This is a genomic window from Sphingomonas sp. QA11, assembly GCF_028473665.1.
Lineage (GTDB): Bacteria > Pseudomonadota > Alphaproteobacteria > Sphingomonadales > Sphingomonadaceae > Sphingomonas > Sphingomonas phytovorans.
The window spans coordinates 1,294,486-1,310,616 of the sequence record NZ_CP098774.1; the positions used below are offsets into that span (position 1 = coordinate 1,294,486).

Sequence of the window (16,131 nt, forward strand, 5' to 3'; positions counted from 1 at the left end):
CCGGTCCTCAATACCTCAGCTTGAATTCGGCGCCGAAGGTGCGGGGCTCACCGAGGATGATGAACTTCTGTCCCACCAGTGGCTGGTCGGACAGATCGAACAGACGCTGTTCGTACGTCCGGTTGGTCAGGTTCTTGGCCCAAAGGGATATGCGCCAGCGTTCGTCATGGGATTGCAGCGAGAAGCGGATGTTGAGCAATCCATAAGGATGCACGACGCCATCGGGATCGGTGTCGTTGCTGAGATAGGTTCGCCCACGCAATTGATACTCGCCGAACAGGGAGACCGATCCAAGCCCGGCGACCGGAACGCGATATTCCGCGTTGAGATCGGCGGTATAGGCCGGCGCATAGGGGATGTGGTCGAGCAGCGCCCCGCTCGGCAGGCGTCCGCCGTCGAAACGGGCGTCCTGCACGGACAGGTTGCCGCCCAGCGTCCAGCGGTCGGTTGGCCGCGCGCTGACCTCGATTTCGACGCCCTTGCTGTGCGCCTTGCCGGCATTGAGGATGATCGGATCATAGACCGGGGTGGCCGGATTGTCCTCCGACAGCTGGATCTTGCTCCAGTCCATGTAATAGAGCGCGGTATTGATCACGAGCCGTCGGCCAAGCAATTCGGTCTTCAGGCCGAGTTCGTAGTTCCACAGCGCTTCCGGGCCGAAGGCGATTCCGTCGGCGCTGCCCAGCGCATCGTTGAAGCCGCCGCTCTTGAAGCCCTTGCTCGCGGTCGCATAGCCCATGACGGTCGGCGAGAAACGATAGCGGATATTGGCATTGGGCGTGAACTGGTCCCAGCTTCCGCTCGTCCTGATATCGGTGTTGCCGCCGAGCAGGTTGATCACATCGCGCTGGACATAGTGGATGGCCTTGCTGTCGCTGGTGTAGCGGCCGCCCACCGTGACATCCAGGCGCGGCGTGACCTTCAGGGTCGCGCTCAGGAATGCGGCCTTGCTGGTCGTGTCGAGATTGCCGTCGGATCCGGTGCGAACCCCCGTCAGCGTAGGATCGCCCAGGATGGTGGCGAGATCGGATCCAATCTCCACGAAGCTCTGGTTGCGGCTGTTCTGGCGGAAATAATAGAGGCCAGCGAGCCAGTCGATCGGACCCGTCGAGAGATCGAGGCGAAGCTCCTCCGACCAGCGCCAGACTTTCTCCGGATCGCCATCATACAGGAATTTCAGCGGGGAGCGGTCGGTGTCGGCACGGCTGAAATAATCATGGTCGTGATAGGAGGCGATGTTGGTGATGCCGACACGGCCGATCCGTGTCTTGAAGGTGGCCGACACATCCCATGCCCGCAACCGTTCCTGATTGGGGCTGTCGGAATAGACCTTCCGGTCGAACGGATCGGTATTGAGCGGCAGGCCGGCGGCGACCAGCGCCTGGGGCAGATCGGCGTTCATATTGTAGCGCCGTGTTTCGAAGACGAGCTGTTCCTGGTCGGCCTTCCGGTAACTGGCGGTCAGCAACAGGCTGGTGGTTGGCGCGATGTCGAACAGCAACTGGCCGCGTACCGCCCAGAAGCGATGATTGTTCACGTCGCGGTCGAGCAGTACGTTGTGATCATAGCCGCTGTTGACGTCCCTGATCGCGGAGATCTTGGCGGAGACCACGCCGGGTATGATCGGCCCCGAAACCGATGCGCCAAGGCGAAGTGCATTATAGTTGCCGATATTGGCGGTCGCGGACGCGGTGAAGGTATCCGAAGGGCGCTGCGTGGTGATGCTGATGACGCCGCCGATTGTGTTGCGGCCGAACAACGTTCCTTGCGGTCCACGCAGCACTTCGACACGTGCGATGTCGTAAAGGTCGAGATCGGCGCCCGGACCCTGGGCCTGATAGATCTCGTCGACATAATAGCCGACGGCCGGGTCGGCGCCGGCGGAGCCAGACCCGCCGACGACCCCGCGCAGCGAAGTGGGGGACAGCTTCATGTCGCCGAAATCGCCATATTGCAGGCCGGGGGTCTGGCGCGCGATATCGGCGATATCCTTGATCCCTTTGCGCTCCATTCCCTCGGCGGTGATGGCGGTGATCGAAATGGGAGTATCCTGCAGTCGCTCCGACCGCTTCCGCGCGGTCACCACGATGTCCGCGGCATCGCTCGCGGCAGCGTCCCCATCTGCGCGTCTGTCGGCCTGTGCCCAGGCAGGCGTGGCCAGCCCGAGAGCGATAAAAAAGCCGACACGGGTCCTGGAATCGACGCGCAGCATATGACCTCCCCTCTTGATTATTAAATATGAGCTCAGTATCAATTATTGCTATCAAGGCTGTGGTGCTTGTCAAGAAGCATCCACTGCGGGCCGATCTGGAAAGGGAGGAGACAGGATGTTGATTGGCGTTCCCGCCGCCCCTGGAGTCGCTGGCAGATGATGATCGTCGGCTTGCGCAAGGTGCTGTCGCCCAATCTTCCGGGGTGCTTCGCTCCGGCGATCCGGGCAAGGCGGGGCGGTGTCATCGATCCCCGTGGAAGGAGTCAGTGAACTTATGAGCGTGAGAGCAGCTTTGCGGCATCGGCTGGCAGGCGACGCTATCGTGCGGGCGCCGGGGGTCTTCGACACCCTGTCCGGACTGCTGGCGGAACAGGCAGGTTTCGAAGCTGTCTTTCTTTCCGGTTCGGCGCTGGCCTGGTCGCATCTGGGCAGGCCTGATATCGGCCTGATGTCGGCAAGCGAGACCGCAACGATATTGGCGCGGCTGTGTGACCGGATCGGCATCCCGGTGCTGGTCGATGCCGACAGCGGCTTCGGCAACGCGATCCAGGTCGCGCGGACGGTGCGCCAGTTCGAGGCAGCGGGCGCCGCTGCGATCCAGATCGAGGATCAGGCCGAGATAAAGTCGCCCGGGGCGCCACTGGGAAGACCGCTGATCTCCCTGGGAGCCATGGTCGGGAAGCTGAAGGCAGCGCAGGACGCGCGCCGCCATGACGACACCCTGATCAGTGCACGAACCGATGCCGCATCGAGCCTCGGCTTCGACGATGCCCTGCGCCGCGCTGTCGCCTATGCCGAGGCAGGAGCTGATCTGATCTTCGTCGAATCGCTCGCCGAGCCGGATCAGGTCCAGCGGCTGGTGGATGAACTCGGCGGTGTGCGGCCACTGGTCCACAATATACTGGCGGGCGGGACGTCCCCGCTGACCTCCGCCGCGGCAGCCCGGGAGGCAGGCTTCTCGCTTGTTCTGTTCCCAGGTGCAGTGATCCAGGCGACCGCTCATGCCGGGCAGACCGCGCTTCAGGCTCTGGCGGCTGGAGTGCCGTTCGCCGGGCCGACATTGGATCGCAGCGCCCTCAACGCGGCGATCGAAGGGCCCGCCTTTCTCGCCGCCGCCGCCGGTTATGCGGGCTGAGGGATTTTCCGTCTTTCAATGCAACAGAGTGAGGGCAGCAGAATGAGGATCGTGATGAGACAACGCCGCCGGGTCGCCGCGGCGACACTGTTTGCGAGCCTGATCCTCGGGACGTCCGCCCGCGCAGAGAATGGGGCGGCCGATCTGGAGCGCGAACTTGCCGCATTGCAGGTCGGGTCGCATGTCCCCGGTTTCTGCGTCGTTATGTTCGATGCCGATCATATGATCTACGAGAAGGGTTTCGGCTTCGCCGACCTTGCTGCCAGACGACCCTATACGGTCACCACCGTGCAACCGATCGGATCGATCAGCAAGACTCTGATCGGGATGGCCTTGATGAAAGGGGTCGAGCGTGGCTGGTTCAAGCTGGATGACGACGTCAATACGATCCTGCCCTTCCCGGTGCGCAATCCCGCTTTTCCGGACCGGCCGATCACACTGCGCCAGCTTGCCACCCATACATCAGGCATCGTCGACCGGGAAACCGTCTACGCCGCAAGCTATGTTCCCGGCGATCGCAATCCGCTGCGGATCGACGCGTTCCTGAAGAGCTATTTCAGCAAGGACGGGAAAACCTACAGCAAGCGCAACTTCGCGGCGACCGCGCCGGGCAGCACTTATGCCTACAGCAATATCGGGGCGACGCTGGCTGCCTATGCCGTCGAGGTGAAGGCGGGCGAATCCTATGCGGACTTCACGCGCAAGACCTTCCTTCAGCCGATGGGCATGAAAAGCTCGGGCTGGACCGATGCCGAGACCGGGGCCGACCACGCGATACTCTATGGCGAGAAGCTCAAACCCTATCCGCTCTATACGTTGGCGACGTATCCCGACGGTGGCCTGCGTACGTCCTGCACTGACCTGGCGCGACTGGTGACGGCGGTACTGAAGGGGCGGGCTGGTGAGGATGGTATCCTGAAGGCTTCGGCGATCGCGGCATTGCTGAAGCCCGAATTCGCGGCTGGCGAGATACCTGCCGGCCTGTCTGCAAAGGAGCCGAACCAGGGCATCTTCTGGCAATATCGTCGTGAGGGCACGATCGGCCATTTCGGCGGCGATCCAGGCGTCACGACCTTCATGGGCATCGACCCGAAGACCAATATCGGGCGTATCGTGCTCGCAAATGTCGGCGGCGAAGAAGCGTTGCGCGCTTATGGCGGTGAACTGGCGGCGATCTGGCGCGCGGTGCTTGCCCACGTGCCCGCGGTCGCGCCGAAATAACGTCAGGCCGGCAACAAGCGCAGGGCCCACCCGACAAGCGCCCAGCGGCGCGTCACGAAGGCGTGTTTCGCGCGTCGTCGGATGGCCGAATGGATGCAGGCGGCGGCTCGATCCGGGGTCGCGACCCAGAATGGTTTGTCTGCCTTCATCATCGCGGTGTCGACGAAACCCGGACAGGCCTCCGTCACGGCAATGGGCAGCTTGCTCGCCCGTACCTTGTCCCGCAATCCGTCGAGATAGGTCGAGACGAACGCCTTGGAGGCGCTATAGGCCGCAGCGTCGCCGCTTCCTCTGAACCTGGCGACCGACGATATCCCCACAAGATGGCCGCGACCTCGCTGGAGGAAATGATCGATAGCGAATTGCGCCAGTGCGGCGAACCCCGTCACATTGACGTCGATGGTTTGGCGGTCAGGGCCCCATTGCAGGTCAGGATTGAGCTCGCCCGTGCCGGCACTCAGGACGATCAGGTCAGCGCCTCCAAGGGCTTCGAGCAGGGAGGCAAGCTCGACACGGGCCCGCTCCGAACTGGCGACATCGATCGCGCGGATGACGGTTCCCGTGCCGAGCTCCGAGGCAAGGGCTTCGAGTTTCGGGAGGCGGCGCGCGGCAAGGCCGAGGCGCCAGCCGGCGGCCGCCAATCGCCTGGCCAAGGCTTCTCCGATTCCGGATGACGCGCCGACGATGACTGCAGTGCCTGTGCGTTCACCCAAGTTTGTTGCTCCTTGTCCGCTTCTGCGACGGGTTTGCCCGGTTAAAAGCGTAACCTACCGGGCAAGGGCGTATCAATGTCGGCTCGAACATTGCGATTGATAATCATTATTGAAAAATCTATCGGCTGATCCGGATAGCGGGGGAGCCCTGTAACCGTTCGTTGGATGTTGGCCTGATCATGCTCATCTCGACAGACCCGGTCGTTCCTGTCCAGTCGCGAGACGACGGGGCCGGAGCAGCGGGAGACTGACTCGTGCGACACGATGCCAAGTCTCTCCCTGCGTCCACCTGCACCGGTTCGCCATGGTCGTTTGCCGCGTCCGCGAGCGTGTCCGTGTCCGGCGGATGCATCGATCACCCTTCGGCAGTCGAAGAAGAAGAGACCCTCTACAACGGGGTCAAGCTTATCCTGCTGCTCAGCGGTTCGCTTGAGTGCAGCTCGCCGGACATCGCGCGAGTCAGGATAACCGGGCCATCACTATGTGCTGTCCTGAACGACGGTGATCATGTCGCTTCCCAGGCATTCCATCCGCACGAGCGGCTTTGCTACGTCAGCGTGTGCTTCGATCACGAGACCGGGGCTACACTCTTCGGAGCAGATGGCGGCGCTCTGGCAGGGGGCCATCATCCCGGGGTGCCACGCCTGATCCGCAGGCCGGTTGGCGCGGCGTTGGCCGGCGTGGGGCGGCAGATGCTGACCTCTCGCCTGCGACCCGAAGCGGCATCTCTTTATATGATCGGCAAGGGCTTCGAACTCGGCGGGCTCGCTGCCGATGTCCTTGCCCGCGATTCAGCCGACAACCGGAAGCTCCGCTTGTCGACATCCGAGGTGGAGCGTTTGCAGGAGGCAAGGCGGATTTTGCTGGCATCGCTCGGCGACGCCCCGGATCTTGCCACTCTGGCGCGGCAGGTCGGCCTCAACATACGCAAGCTCACGACCGGCTTCGACGCGCTTTTCGGTGCAACCCCCAGCAGCTTTCTGCAGGCGGCGCGACTGGACGCCGCGCATCGGATGATCGCGACGGGCGAGTGGGGCATTGCACAGGCAGCGTGGCGGGTCGGCTACACGCCCGCTGCCTTCTCCACCGCCTTTCGCCGTCGCTTCGGAATACCGCCAAGCCACCTGCTCAGCTGATCTTTTCACGAAACTCTTAGTCGGTTTCGCGAAAGCCAGGCGCGTTTCGATTGGATGATATTGCGAGTAATTCGCAAATGTCATCCAATCGATCCGGGGGTATTTTCCTTGTTAAGAATTACGGCGTTCGAACGTATCGGACGCGCCCGCTTTCTCTGCGCCGGTGCCATGCCGCTATTGATTCTGGCGCCCCCCGCCCTTGCCGAGGAGGAGGTGTCGTCACCTGACGTCCAGGCGGAGACCATCATCGTCACAGCGCGTCAGACTGCATCCACCGGAAGCAAGAGCGGCACGATTCTCGTGGAGGTGCCGCAATCCCTCTCCATCGTCGATCGCGATCTGATGGAAGCACAGGGCGTTCAGAGCGTGAGCCAGGCGATCGCTTATCAGGCGGGCGTGTTCAATGGTTCGACCCCGGCCAACGGCCGATATGATCGTATTTCGCTGCGGGGGTTCGATGTAACCAATTCCGGCGTGCTGCAGGATGGCCTGCGCCCCACAACCGCGCAGAGCTATACCAAGGCCGAGCCTTATGGCCTGGAACGGATTGAGGTGCTTCGCGGTCCGGCATCCTTGCTCTACGGCCAGAATGCCCCGGGCGGGCTGGTGAACATGATCAGCAAGCGCCCGACTGACAAGCCGATCCATGAGGTCGAGTTTCAGGGTGGGAGCTTCAGTCGAAAGCAGGGACAGTTCGACCTTGGCGGGCCGCTGGGCGAGGGGGTGTCCTTTCGACTTACCGGCCTCGCCCGTGAGGCGGATACGCAGATCGATGTCATTCCGGACAACAAGCTCTTTCTCGCGCCCGCCCTCGCCTGGAAACCCGGGCCTCGCACCACGCTGACCGTGTTGACGAGCTATTCATACGAAAAATATGGCCCGCCGGCCTTTGGAATTCCGTTGCAGGGGTCGCTGCTGCCCAATCCGAACGGAAAGATCGCGCGCAATCTCTACACCGACGAACCCGGTGTCGATAACCACCGGGTACAATATGCGGCAGGTGTCCTGTTCGACCAGGATCTGGGTGGCGGGTGGAAGATGCATTCGGCTGTCCGCTACACTGACACCGATTTTCTCACCAACACCGTCAGCGCGCGGGGCGCGCCACTTGGCGGCCGGCTGTTGAGCCGGGCCTATTATCGTTTCCGCATCACCGGCGATGTCATCGCCGCGGATAGCCAGATCCATGGCGACTGGATATTTACCGGCCTCGCGATGAGAACCATGGTTGGCCTCGACTATCGCCATACCCGTGAAGATTATGTGCTGAACGGGGGACCAGCCGCCTCGATCGACGTCTTCGCACCCGCCTATGGCAAACCTTATGGCCCGGCCGCGATGCCGATGGCGAGCACGCTCCAGATGTCGGATCAGATCGGTCTTTATGGAGAGCAGCAGATACGCTTCTCCGAACGATGGATTCTATCGGCGGGGTTGCGGCATGACTGGTCGGAGACGTCGACACGCAACCGCCTTGCCGTCACGCAGGCGAGGCAGGACGACCAGGCCACCACGTGGCGCGCAGGTCTCGTCTATCGTGGCCCCTGGGGGCTCACGCCCTATGTGAGCTATGCGACCTCGTTCAATCCGATTCTTGGCACCAATTTCGATGGTCAGCCTTATCGCCCCAGTGAAGGAAAACAGCTGGAGGGCGGGTTACGGATCGAACCGCCGGGCTGGCGGACCTATCTGACTCTTTCGGCATACCGGTTGACGCAGACCAACGTACAGACGACCGATCCGAACAATCCGGTCAACCAGATCCAGACGGGGGCGATCCGCTCACAGGGTTTCGAAGCGGAAATCGTCGCCAGCCCGATCCGCGGACTGAACCTCACCGGATCGCTGACGATCGCCGATCTGGCGGTGACGAAGACCATGGTTGCGGCGCAACTCGGCCGGAGGCCAGCGGGACAGCCCGATCGAACCGCCGCGCTCTGGGCGGACTATAGCGTCCCGGCGGGCCCGTTCGCAGGGTTCGGTCTCGGGGCCGGTATCCGCCATGTCGGCGCGAGCTATGCCGACGTTGCGAACAGCATTCGTGTCCCCGACTATTCCCTGTTCGACGCCATGGTCAGCTATGATGTCGGCCGGTGGCGCCTTTCGGTCAACACCACCAACCTGTTCGACAAGCCCTATTATGTGAGTTGCTCGGCGAGTGGCTGCGGCGTTGGTGCGGATCGCACGGTGATTGCGAGAATTCGCTACCGCTGGGGAGCTCGCAAATGAGGGGGCTGGCATATGCGGGGGCGACACTGGCGCTTCTGGCGAGCACGCAGGCCTTTGCGACGCCGGCGCAACTCTCTTCGCAGACTCCGCCACCCGAGCGCGATCTTGCGTGGCGCGGAGAGGAGCGTTGGCGCCTCACCCTTGCGGAGGAGACAGGGCTCCTCCGGCTGGCATTCATCCAGGTGCCTGGCGGCGACTATCTGCTCACCGGCACCCTGCAACTCGACGATGCCGAGCTTGGCGTAACCGGTTCAGGCCGGTGGCGGGGCGGCAAACTCATTCTCGATCTGTCGATCAGCGGTGGCGTGCGCGCGACCGCGCCCGATGAGGAAAAGCGACGCCTCTTTGCTGATCGAAATGCTCCGGCTCTGTTGGATTCAGCCGGCTTTGCGATGATGCGGGCAGAACTTGACCCGACGACGCTGGATGGGATCACGCAGCAATATCAGACAAATATCGTGACGGGAAATCGGTTGCAGGGACCGATCTACCGGGCTGGCCTCCTCCGCCATGTCCGTTGAACAATCATGAGACGAATCAATATCGCTGACCGTCTCGCCTGTATCGGCTTCACTGCACCGGATATTCTGGCGACCTATGCCTGTGAAGGGCCGGCCATGATCGGCCTGGTCCGGATTGCCGCGGGGAGTACCGACCATTTCTGGGAGCGTCATGGCGACGGAGACGAACTGCTGTTCCTGGCGGAAGGGCGGGCGCAGTTCACGTCGCGCGATGCAGCATCCGATGACACCATGATCGAGGTGGGCGCCGGGGACATTGTGCTGCTCTCCCGCGACGAAGCGCATCGCGCGCGTGTACAGGAGGATCTGTGCCTGCTGTTCATTACGCCACGCGACGGGAATGTCGCGTGGTCGGACGACCCGGCCGCGCCGCTCCGGCACGGCTGAACAGCCTTTCAGGCGGCGGCTCCTCTACAGGAAGATATCATCGAGACCATGCAGGCCGAACTGCGCTGACGCGGCATACCAAGGCGGCGCTTAGAAAATCGGGACATTGGTGCCTGTGGCCCGGCGCTCCGGCCGGAGCCACAGGAAGTTTCGTAGAGATCAGAACTTCACATTCATCGATACGGTGTAGCGCCGCCCGAGCAGATCATATGCGGAGAGTTGATCGTAGGGGAAAGGAGGTGCGGTATCGAACAGGTTGGTGACGGTGAAACGCATCGTCGCGCGATCGCCGATCTTCTGCGAGAGGGCGAGGTTGAACAGCCACTGGTCGTCCAGTTCCAGGATATCGCGGCTGTCCGCATTAAAGAGCATGTCGTATTTCGCCTTGCCGGTGTAATTCGCCTGCAGGCTGATTCCGATTCCACCCTTGCCGGCATAGCTGACATTGAACTGCCCGCTATATTTCGGGGTGCCGATCTCGCCAGCCTGAGGATCGACCGTCACGCCGTTGTTCGATGAGCGCAACGTGTCGAGATAGAAGAAGGTCCCATCGAGGCTGAGCCGGCCGCCAAGACCGATGCCGCCGAGCGGAATCAGGTACGAAGCGGTCGCCGTCAGCCCCTTGAACTCAATGAAGCTGCCGTTGACGAAACCGGTGCGGATGCCGGGGTTCGCCGGATTGGCGGCGATCTGCCCGTTGGCGTTGGCATCGGAACTGTGGACGCGCGTGAACTGCGTGCAGAAGCTGTTGCCGGCGTCCGGATTGCCCAGGTTGAAATTGGGGTTGTCGTAGCAGCCTTCGGCGATATTGGCGGCGGTCAGTGAGGCGATATTGCCGGTCACCTTGATCCGGTTCCAGTCGATCGCTGCCTGGAAGCGCGGCAGGAAGCGCGGCCTGAGCACGACGCCGAAGGTGTAGGAATCAGCCACCTCGTTCTTCAATGTCGGATTGCCGCCGGTGACACCCGGCACCGCTGAGGTGCGGGCGATTGAATCGAACGTCGACGGGTTGATGCCATAGGCATCGAAAAAGGCCTTGCAGTTGCGTTGGCGGATTGTGGGGTTCGTGCCGCCGCCGATATTGGCGCGGTCGCACGGGTCCGGGAAGAAGGAGCCTGCATTGGTCTGTGGGGTGAACAGCTCGACGATCGACGGGGCACGGAGCGAACGGGTATAGTTGCCGCGGAACTCGATGTCGGGGATCGGCCGATATCGTCCGCCGCCGGTGTAGGTCCAGAAGCCGCCGTTGATCGAGTTGTCGACGTAGCGCCCTCGTCCCTCAAGTGTCAGGCTGTCGACGAGCGGAACATTGTTGTCGCGCGAGACTAGGGGGAGCAGCAACTCGCCAAACACCTCGTCGGTATCGAAGCTGCCCTGGTTGCCGACGATCGCCGCGCCGCGGCCGCGTCCGGCGACCTGGAAGGGATCGGGCGTGAACTTGCCATATTCTCGGCGATGCTCGTAGCCGAGGTTGAAACCGACCCCGCCCGACCAGAGCGTAACCACGTCGGACGAACCGATGTTGACGTTGTAGACCTCCTGTTCGAGTACCGAGCGCGCTGTGGAGAAATAGTTGACATAGGCAACGGCGCCGGGATCGAGCCTTCCCGGTCCGAACGGGTTGAGCGCGACGCAGGCAGAATCGGCAATCGGCCTGATCCCGCCAGGTGCAGCGTTCACGACCGGATTGGGATTGCAGTTGTTGATCGCGTTCACGAACTTCTGCTGGTCGAGCAGAACCTGGTGGAAAGCGCCCTCGGTACGGCCATAATTGACCGACGCTTCGTAGGTGAAGGTCTTGCCCAGCGCATGGATGTCGCCGGTCAGGCCGAACACGCCGCGATAGACATCGGTTTCTGAACTCGCGGCACCGTTGGTGATGTCGACGAAGTCGCGTGACAGATAGAAATTGGTAACTCCATATCCCTGCAGGATCGAACGGGCCTGAGCGTTAAGGCGCGGATCGTTGATGTTGAAGGTGAGCGCTGAATTGGCGCCGCCCGGGAACAGCGGAGAATTATAGACCGGCTGGTCGATCACCTCGCGGCCGATGCCGTGATAATAGGTGCCTTCGAAGAATGCCTTCACCGCCGGTGTGATCTCATATTCGGCGACGATATTGGCTGAATAACGCTCGAGATCGTTGGTGAGTGGCCGCGTGTCGGTCAGGTTGAAGCCGTCGCCGCCGCTGCCATAGGTGTTTCCGAAAGGGCTGCCCTGAGTATAGGGAATGATATTCCCGCTTGCATCGAATTGCAGACGGTTGAGGCCTCCGGCGCCGAAACCGGGGACGTTGCCGTTGCTGATGCCGTTGACTGAAGTGGTCGGCAGGATCAGACCTGCGGTCGATTCCGAGAAGATGCGCGTATTGCCGATCAGCACCGTATTCGGAATACCGTCGCTCGATCCGCCGTTGAACGGAATGTCGGGATTGATGCGGCCGTCATTCCCCGGCGTGCGGCCGGGAAACTGCGTGCCGGCCGTCGACGCGCTCGGATTCGTCTGGAAGGTGAGGGCTTGCCGCGCCCGCTCGCGGTCCACGGCGCGCAGACCGTCGTTCCGATCATAGGAGCCGCCGATCAGGACGTGCCCACGTCCATCCCCGATTTTGAAACCAGCGATTCCCGACAGGTTGAGGCGGTAATTGTCGCCCTTGTCGCTGATGCCGTTGAGCGTCTGGAGTTCGACCCCTTCATACTTCTTCTTCAGGATCACGTTGACCGTACCGGCGATCGCATCTGAACCATAGACCGGCGCGCCACCGATCGACACATTCTCAATACGGTCGACCATCAGCGACGGGATCACGTTCAGATCGACCTGGAGGCCCGCCGGGTTGCCCAGCACGGTCGGAGCGTTGGTCGAGACGAAGCGCCGGCCGTTGACGATGGTGAGGGTGCGGGCCGTGCCCAGGCCGAACTTGTTCACGAAATTCTGGCTGACGCCGTAGCTGCTCTGGCCGCCCTCGGCGTTCTGCGGAATGCCGAAGCCGGGCTGCTCGTTCAGTGCGTCGGCGACGTTGGTGATGCCGCGGACGTCGAGATATTGGGACGAGACGACCGTGGTCGGTTCGAGCGCGTCATATTCGGCGCGGCGGATGCGCGATCCGGTGACGACGATCGTATCCGTGTCCTCCACCGCTTCGCTGCCGACCAGCGGCGCATCTTGCGCTCCGTCGGGCGAGGTTTTTGCCGCAACCTGGGCTTCCACCCGTGTCGAAAGAAAGAGAAGCGTCCCCGCCAGGGCGCTCGCCGTCAGCAATCGATTCTTCATCCCGGATCCCCTTATTCGTGAGCCTCTCCTTCCCTGCGTTTCCCGGTTCGTCTGACGCTTTCGGCCGCTTCCGATGAATTTATTTGTATAGACATAAGCTATCACGTCTTTGCTGCCGTGCAACACAAAAGGCATAGAACGAGAATGAATATTTCTTGTTGGATTGTTTTTGCCTGAGAATCTTCCAGAAAATAACCATTCTGGCGGAAGGGTCGCCGATTAGGTGGGGCCTGAAGGCTTTTTGTATAGACATTTAGGTGTCCCGATAGGACACTCGGCGCCGTGCTGAGTCGGCGCGGTCAGGGAATAAGAACATATGAATCACAAAAACCGATCGGGGTACAGGGTGGGGCGTCCCGCGATCCTCGCCGGTGTGGCCCTGTATTGCGCAAGCATCGTCGGGGGCGTGCCGGTGGAGTCGTGGACGTCGCGAGCCGCCGCGGCTGAAAATCTGCCTGCGGGCTTTCCGATGAACGAGGAAATCAGGACCAGGGTGCGCGCGATGCGCGGCATCGCCCTGTCAGCTGACGGCAAATCGGTTCTCGCCGGCATTACCGACACCACGGCGGAGGGAGGCCTGCCGCATTTGTGGCTGCTTGGCACCGGAGCGAAGCCGCGCCAGCTGACCTTTTCGCGTTCGGGCGAGCGCGGTGGCGAAACGGCCGGACAATTTTCTCCGGACGGGAGTTCGGTCCTCTTTATCGCAACCCGTGACGGGACGCGCTCCCTGTTCAGGCTGCCGCTTGCCGGAGGAGAGCCTGAACGGCTGCAGATCGCGAAGGACGCGAGTGGCGTTGTAAGCGCGGCCTGGGGTGGGGCCAGGAAGGACAACCCGCTTTCCGCCGGCGGCTTTGCCTTTTCACCCGACGGCAAATATCTCGCTTTCTGGGCCGAGGATCCCGAGACGGCGGCGGTGAAGACCCGCAAGGAACGCAAGGACGACGCCTACAACCACAGCGAGGACGATCATCGCACGCATCTCTACCTGCTCGATCCGGCCAGCGGCGCGGCGCGGGCGGTGAAGTTGAACGGCGTGTTCGACCAGGTGAGCTGGTCCTATGACAGCGCCGATATGATCGTGACCACCGATCCCAAGTCGGACCTTACGGGCCCGGACGCGACGACCTGGAAGGTCACCCCGGATCTGGCGGTGACCAGGCTGGATCTTCCGAACACGGCAGCGGACGCGGCCTATCTGCCCGGGCGCAGGAGGATGGTCTATACGGACAATTGCGCCGACGACGCGCCGCCGCGCTGCAACGACCTGTTCGTGAAGGACCTGGCAACCGGGCGGGCGCGCAATCTGACGCGCGGCTTCGATGGTGCGGTCCCGTCCGACTTCACGGTGCTGCCGAGCGGAGATCTTGTCGCGACCATCGCGACCCATATGCGCAGCCGCCTTGGGCGAATCTCGACGACCGACGGATCGGTAACCTGGTTCGACATTGGCCGCCCGGTCGTTGGATCGCTGGCGACCAACCCCGGCCAGACCGCCTGGGCGATGACCGGGAGTGGTCCGACCGATCCCAGCACGGTGTTCGTGATGCCAAGGCTCGGCGCCGCGGCTTCACCGCTTGAAGCGCCGCCCCTCGTGCCTGCAAGCTGGGCGAAAGTCCCATCGAAGCTGGTCAGCTGGCAAAATGAAGGCCTGACGATCGAGGCGATGCTGTACATGCCGAAGGTCGCGCCGGGCACCAAGGTACCGCTGGTGGTCAGCATCCATGGTGGCCCCGCCGGTCGTTTTGCCGATGATTATTCGAACCTCATCCAGATGCTGGTGGCGGAAGGCTGGGCGGTGATGCAGCCTAATATCCGGGGCAGCACCGGCTATGGCGCGAAGTTCCTCGCCGCCAACAGGAACGATCTGGGCGGCGCTGACTATCGCGACGTCATGACCGGCGTCGACAGCATGCTGAAGGACTATCCGATCGACGAAAAGCGCATGGCGCTGATCGGCTATAGCTATGGTGGTGAAATGGCCGGCTTCGTCGTCGGCAAGACCAACCGGTTCAAGGCGATCGTCTCCGGCGCACCGGTGATCAACCAGTTCAGCGAATATGGCACTGAGCGCGGCACTTTCTACGATCGCTGGTACTATGGAAAGCCATGGCTGAACTTCGCCGATGCGTGGCGGCAGAGCCCGATCTCCACCGTCGCCAATGCCAGGACGCCTTTCCTGCTGTTGCAGGGGGCCGAGGACGTGACCGATCCGCTGGGGCAGTCGCTCGAGATGTGGCGGGCGCTCAAGCAGAGCGACGCGCCGGTCGCGCTGATCGTCTATCCCCGTGAGGGGCATGGCGAGACCGGTGCCCATTTCCGTGCGCTGGTGAGTGCTGAGCCATGGCATGGCATCGACCTGCGGCGGCGGATGTTCGGGTTCCTTCGCTCCGCCTTTGCGGGTGAATCCGACCCGCTCGCCATCGCGCGGAAGGATGTTCCATAGTCCGAAGAAAGGTGGTCGGGGCGTCCTCTGAGGGCGCTCCGGTCGCTTGGAGCAGAGTTCAGGAGCCCGAGACGAACCGCGCGGTCAGGTCGAAATTGTCGCCGTTGAACACTTGGCGGACATAAGTGATCGATTCCTGCTCTCGCCATGTCCAGCGTTCGAGCACGAGACACGGCTTCTCCTCGCGGACCGCGAGCATCCTGGCCTGCTCGCCGGCTGGCGCCGCGGTGATGCGGTGCTCGGCCTCGGTCCAGGGTACGTGGTTGAGCAGCCAGCTCCCGGGCGGCGTTTCCGAAAAATCGGCGTCGATTGCTTGGGGGACTGCGTTCAGGTTGATGAACCTGTCTTCGGTGGCGAAGGGCACGCCATCGGCGAGATGGAGGCAGCGCAATGCCAGCAATTCGCCTTTTTGCGGGATACGCATGATCTCGCCGGCCTCGCTGTCGGCATCGAGCACGACGCAGCTTAACAGGTGGAGCCGGTAGACATGGCCGCGCCGCACGATCTCCTCGCGCATGTCGGGTATCTGCAGCGCGGCCATCTGGATACGCGGCCGGTTGACGAAGGAGCCGCGGCGGCGCTGGCGCGAGATCAGGCCGGCGGCAGCGAGGCTCGACAGCGCCTTGTTCACCGTCATGCGCGAGCAGCCATATTCCGCCATCAATTCATGCTCGATCGGAATACGGTCACCGGGACGCAGCGCACCGGACATGATCTTGGTCTCGATGGCGTCGCGGATCTTCTGGTAAAGCGGCCGATGATCCGGCGGGGAGCGCTTCAGATGGACTGCCATCGGTGCTCCGCCGCTTCGCGTACCTTGACTGAGATAGTCACCATGATTCGAGCACACGACATTTGAGA

General features: G+C 62.4%; 11 protein-coding genes. 7 read left to right on the plus strand and 4 right to left on the minus strand.

Annotated features, from left to right (window positions below; genetic code table 11):
- Positions 1-7 precede the first annotated feature (7 nt).
- Positions 8-2,212, minus strand: coding sequence for a TonB-dependent receptor (locus NDN01_RS06010; RefSeq protein ID WP_272626461.1), 2,205 nt, complete (start codon positions 2,210-2,212; stop codon positions 8-10).
- Between the two features lie 322 nt (positions 2,213-2,534).
- Between NDN01_RS06010 and NDN01_RS06015 the strand changes: the two genes are divergently transcribed.
- A complete protein-coding gene (locus NDN01_RS06015; protein ID WP_272626462.1) occupies positions 2,535-3,347 on the plus strand; it encodes an isocitrate lyase/PEP mutase family protein in 813 nt (270 codons plus the stop codon).
- A gap of 54 nt (positions 3,348-3,401) precedes the next feature.
- Positions 3,402-4,568, plus strand: coding sequence for a serine hydrolase domain-containing protein (locus tag NDN01_RS06020; RefSeq protein ID WP_272626463.1), 1,167 nt, complete (start codon positions 3,402-3,404; stop codon positions 4,566-4,568).
- A 2-nt stretch (positions 4,569-4,570) separates the two neighbouring features.
- Here the strand turns inward: NDN01_RS06020 and NDN01_RS06025 are convergent, their stop codons facing one another.
- Positions 4,571-5,221, minus strand: a complete 651-nt coding sequence (locus NDN01_RS06025; RefSeq protein WP_443025198.1) for an SDR family NAD(P)-dependent oxidoreductase — start codon at positions 5,219-5,221, stop codon at positions 4,571-4,573.
- A gap of 695 nt (positions 5,222-5,916) precedes the next feature.
- On the opposite strand from NDN01_RS06025, the gene NDN01_RS06030 reads away from it, so the two are divergent.
- From NDN01_RS06030 to NDN01_RS06045, 4 genes are all read left to right on the plus strand, one after another.
- A complete protein-coding gene (locus NDN01_RS06030) occupies positions 5,917-6,417 on the plus strand; it encodes a helix-turn-helix domain-containing protein (protein WP_272626465.1) in 501 nt (166 codons plus the stop codon).
- 168 nt (positions 6,418-6,585) lie between these two features.
- A complete protein-coding gene (locus tag NDN01_RS06035; RefSeq protein ID WP_272626466.1) occupies positions 6,586-8,646 on the plus strand; it encodes a TonB-dependent siderophore receptor in 2,061 nt (686 codons plus the stop codon).
- A complete protein-coding gene (locus NDN01_RS06040) occupies positions 8,643-9,167 on the plus strand; it encodes a hypothetical protein (protein ID WP_272626467.1) in 525 nt (174 codons plus the stop codon). The genes NDN01_RS06035 and NDN01_RS06040 overlap by 4 nt, the downstream gene beginning before the upstream one ends.
- Positions 9,168-9,173: 6 nt before the next feature.
- Positions 9,174-9,554 carry a cupin domain-containing protein gene (locus NDN01_RS06045; protein WP_272626468.1) on the plus strand — a complete coding sequence of 127 codons (381 nt, stop codon included), beginning with the start codon at positions 9,174-9,176 and terminating at the stop codon, positions 9,552-9,554.
- A 159-nt stretch (positions 9,555-9,713) separates the two neighbouring features.
- Here NDN01_RS06045 and NDN01_RS06050 read toward each other — a convergent pair whose 3' ends face one another.
- Positions 9,714-12,827 (minus strand): TonB-dependent receptor domain-containing protein, encoded by a 3,114-nt coding sequence (locus tag NDN01_RS06050; RefSeq protein WP_272626469.1) that lies wholly within the window; start codon positions 12,825-12,827, stop codon positions 9,714-9,716.
- Positions 12,828-13,296: 469 nt separating this feature from the next.
- Between NDN01_RS06050 and NDN01_RS06055 the strand changes: the two genes are divergently transcribed.
- Positions 13,297-15,270: a S9 family peptidase gene (locus tag NDN01_RS06055; protein WP_272626470.1), complete on the plus strand. Its 1,974-nt coding sequence runs from the start codon at positions 13,297-13,299 to the stop codon at positions 15,268-15,270.
- 58 nt (positions 15,271-15,328) lie between these two features.
- On the opposite strand, the gene hutC is transcribed toward NDN01_RS06055, so the two are convergent.
- On the minus strand, positions 15,329-16,063 hold the full coding sequence (gene hutC / locus NDN01_RS06060) for a histidine utilization repressor (protein ID WP_272626471.1): 735 nt from the start codon (positions 16,061-16,063) through the stop codon (positions 15,329-15,331).
- Positions 16,064-16,131 lie beyond the last annotated feature (68 nt).

What these genes read in the sequence shown, in the direction of transcription:
- NDN01_RS06035 (WP_272626466.1), top strand. Translation starts at nt 6,586, where the DNA reads ATGCCGCTATTGATTCTGGCGCCCCCCGCCCTTGCCGAGGAGGAGGTG.
- NDN01_RS06050 (WP_272626469.1), bottom strand. Translation starts at nt 12,827, where the DNA reads ATGAAGAATCGATTGCTGACGGCGAGCGCCCTGGCGGGGACGCTTCTC.
- NDN01_RS06040 (WP_272626467.1), top strand. Translation starts at nt 8,643, where the DNA reads ATGAGGGGGCTGGCATATGCGGGGGCGACACTGGCGCTTCTGGCGAGC.
- NDN01_RS06020 (WP_272626463.1), top strand. Translation starts at nt 3,402, where the DNA reads ATGAGACAACGCCGCCGGGTCGCCGCGGCGACACTGTTTGCGAGCCTG.
- NDN01_RS06010 (WP_272626461.1), bottom strand. Translation starts at nt 2,212, where the DNA reads ATGCTGCGCGTCGATTCCAGGACCCGTGTCGGCTTTTTTATCGCTCTC.
- hutC (WP_272626471.1), bottom strand. Translation starts at nt 16,063, where the DNA reads ATGGCAGTCCATCTGAAGCGCTCCCCGCCGGATCATCGGCCGCTTTAC.
- NDN01_RS06055 (WP_272626470.1), top strand. Translation starts at nt 13,297, where the DNA reads ATGAACGAGGAAATCAGGACCAGGGTGCGCGCGATGCGCGGCATCGCC.
- NDN01_RS06045 (WP_272626468.1), top strand. Translation starts at nt 9,174, where the DNA reads ATGAGACGAATCAATATCGCTGACCGTCTCGCCTGTATCGGCTTCACT.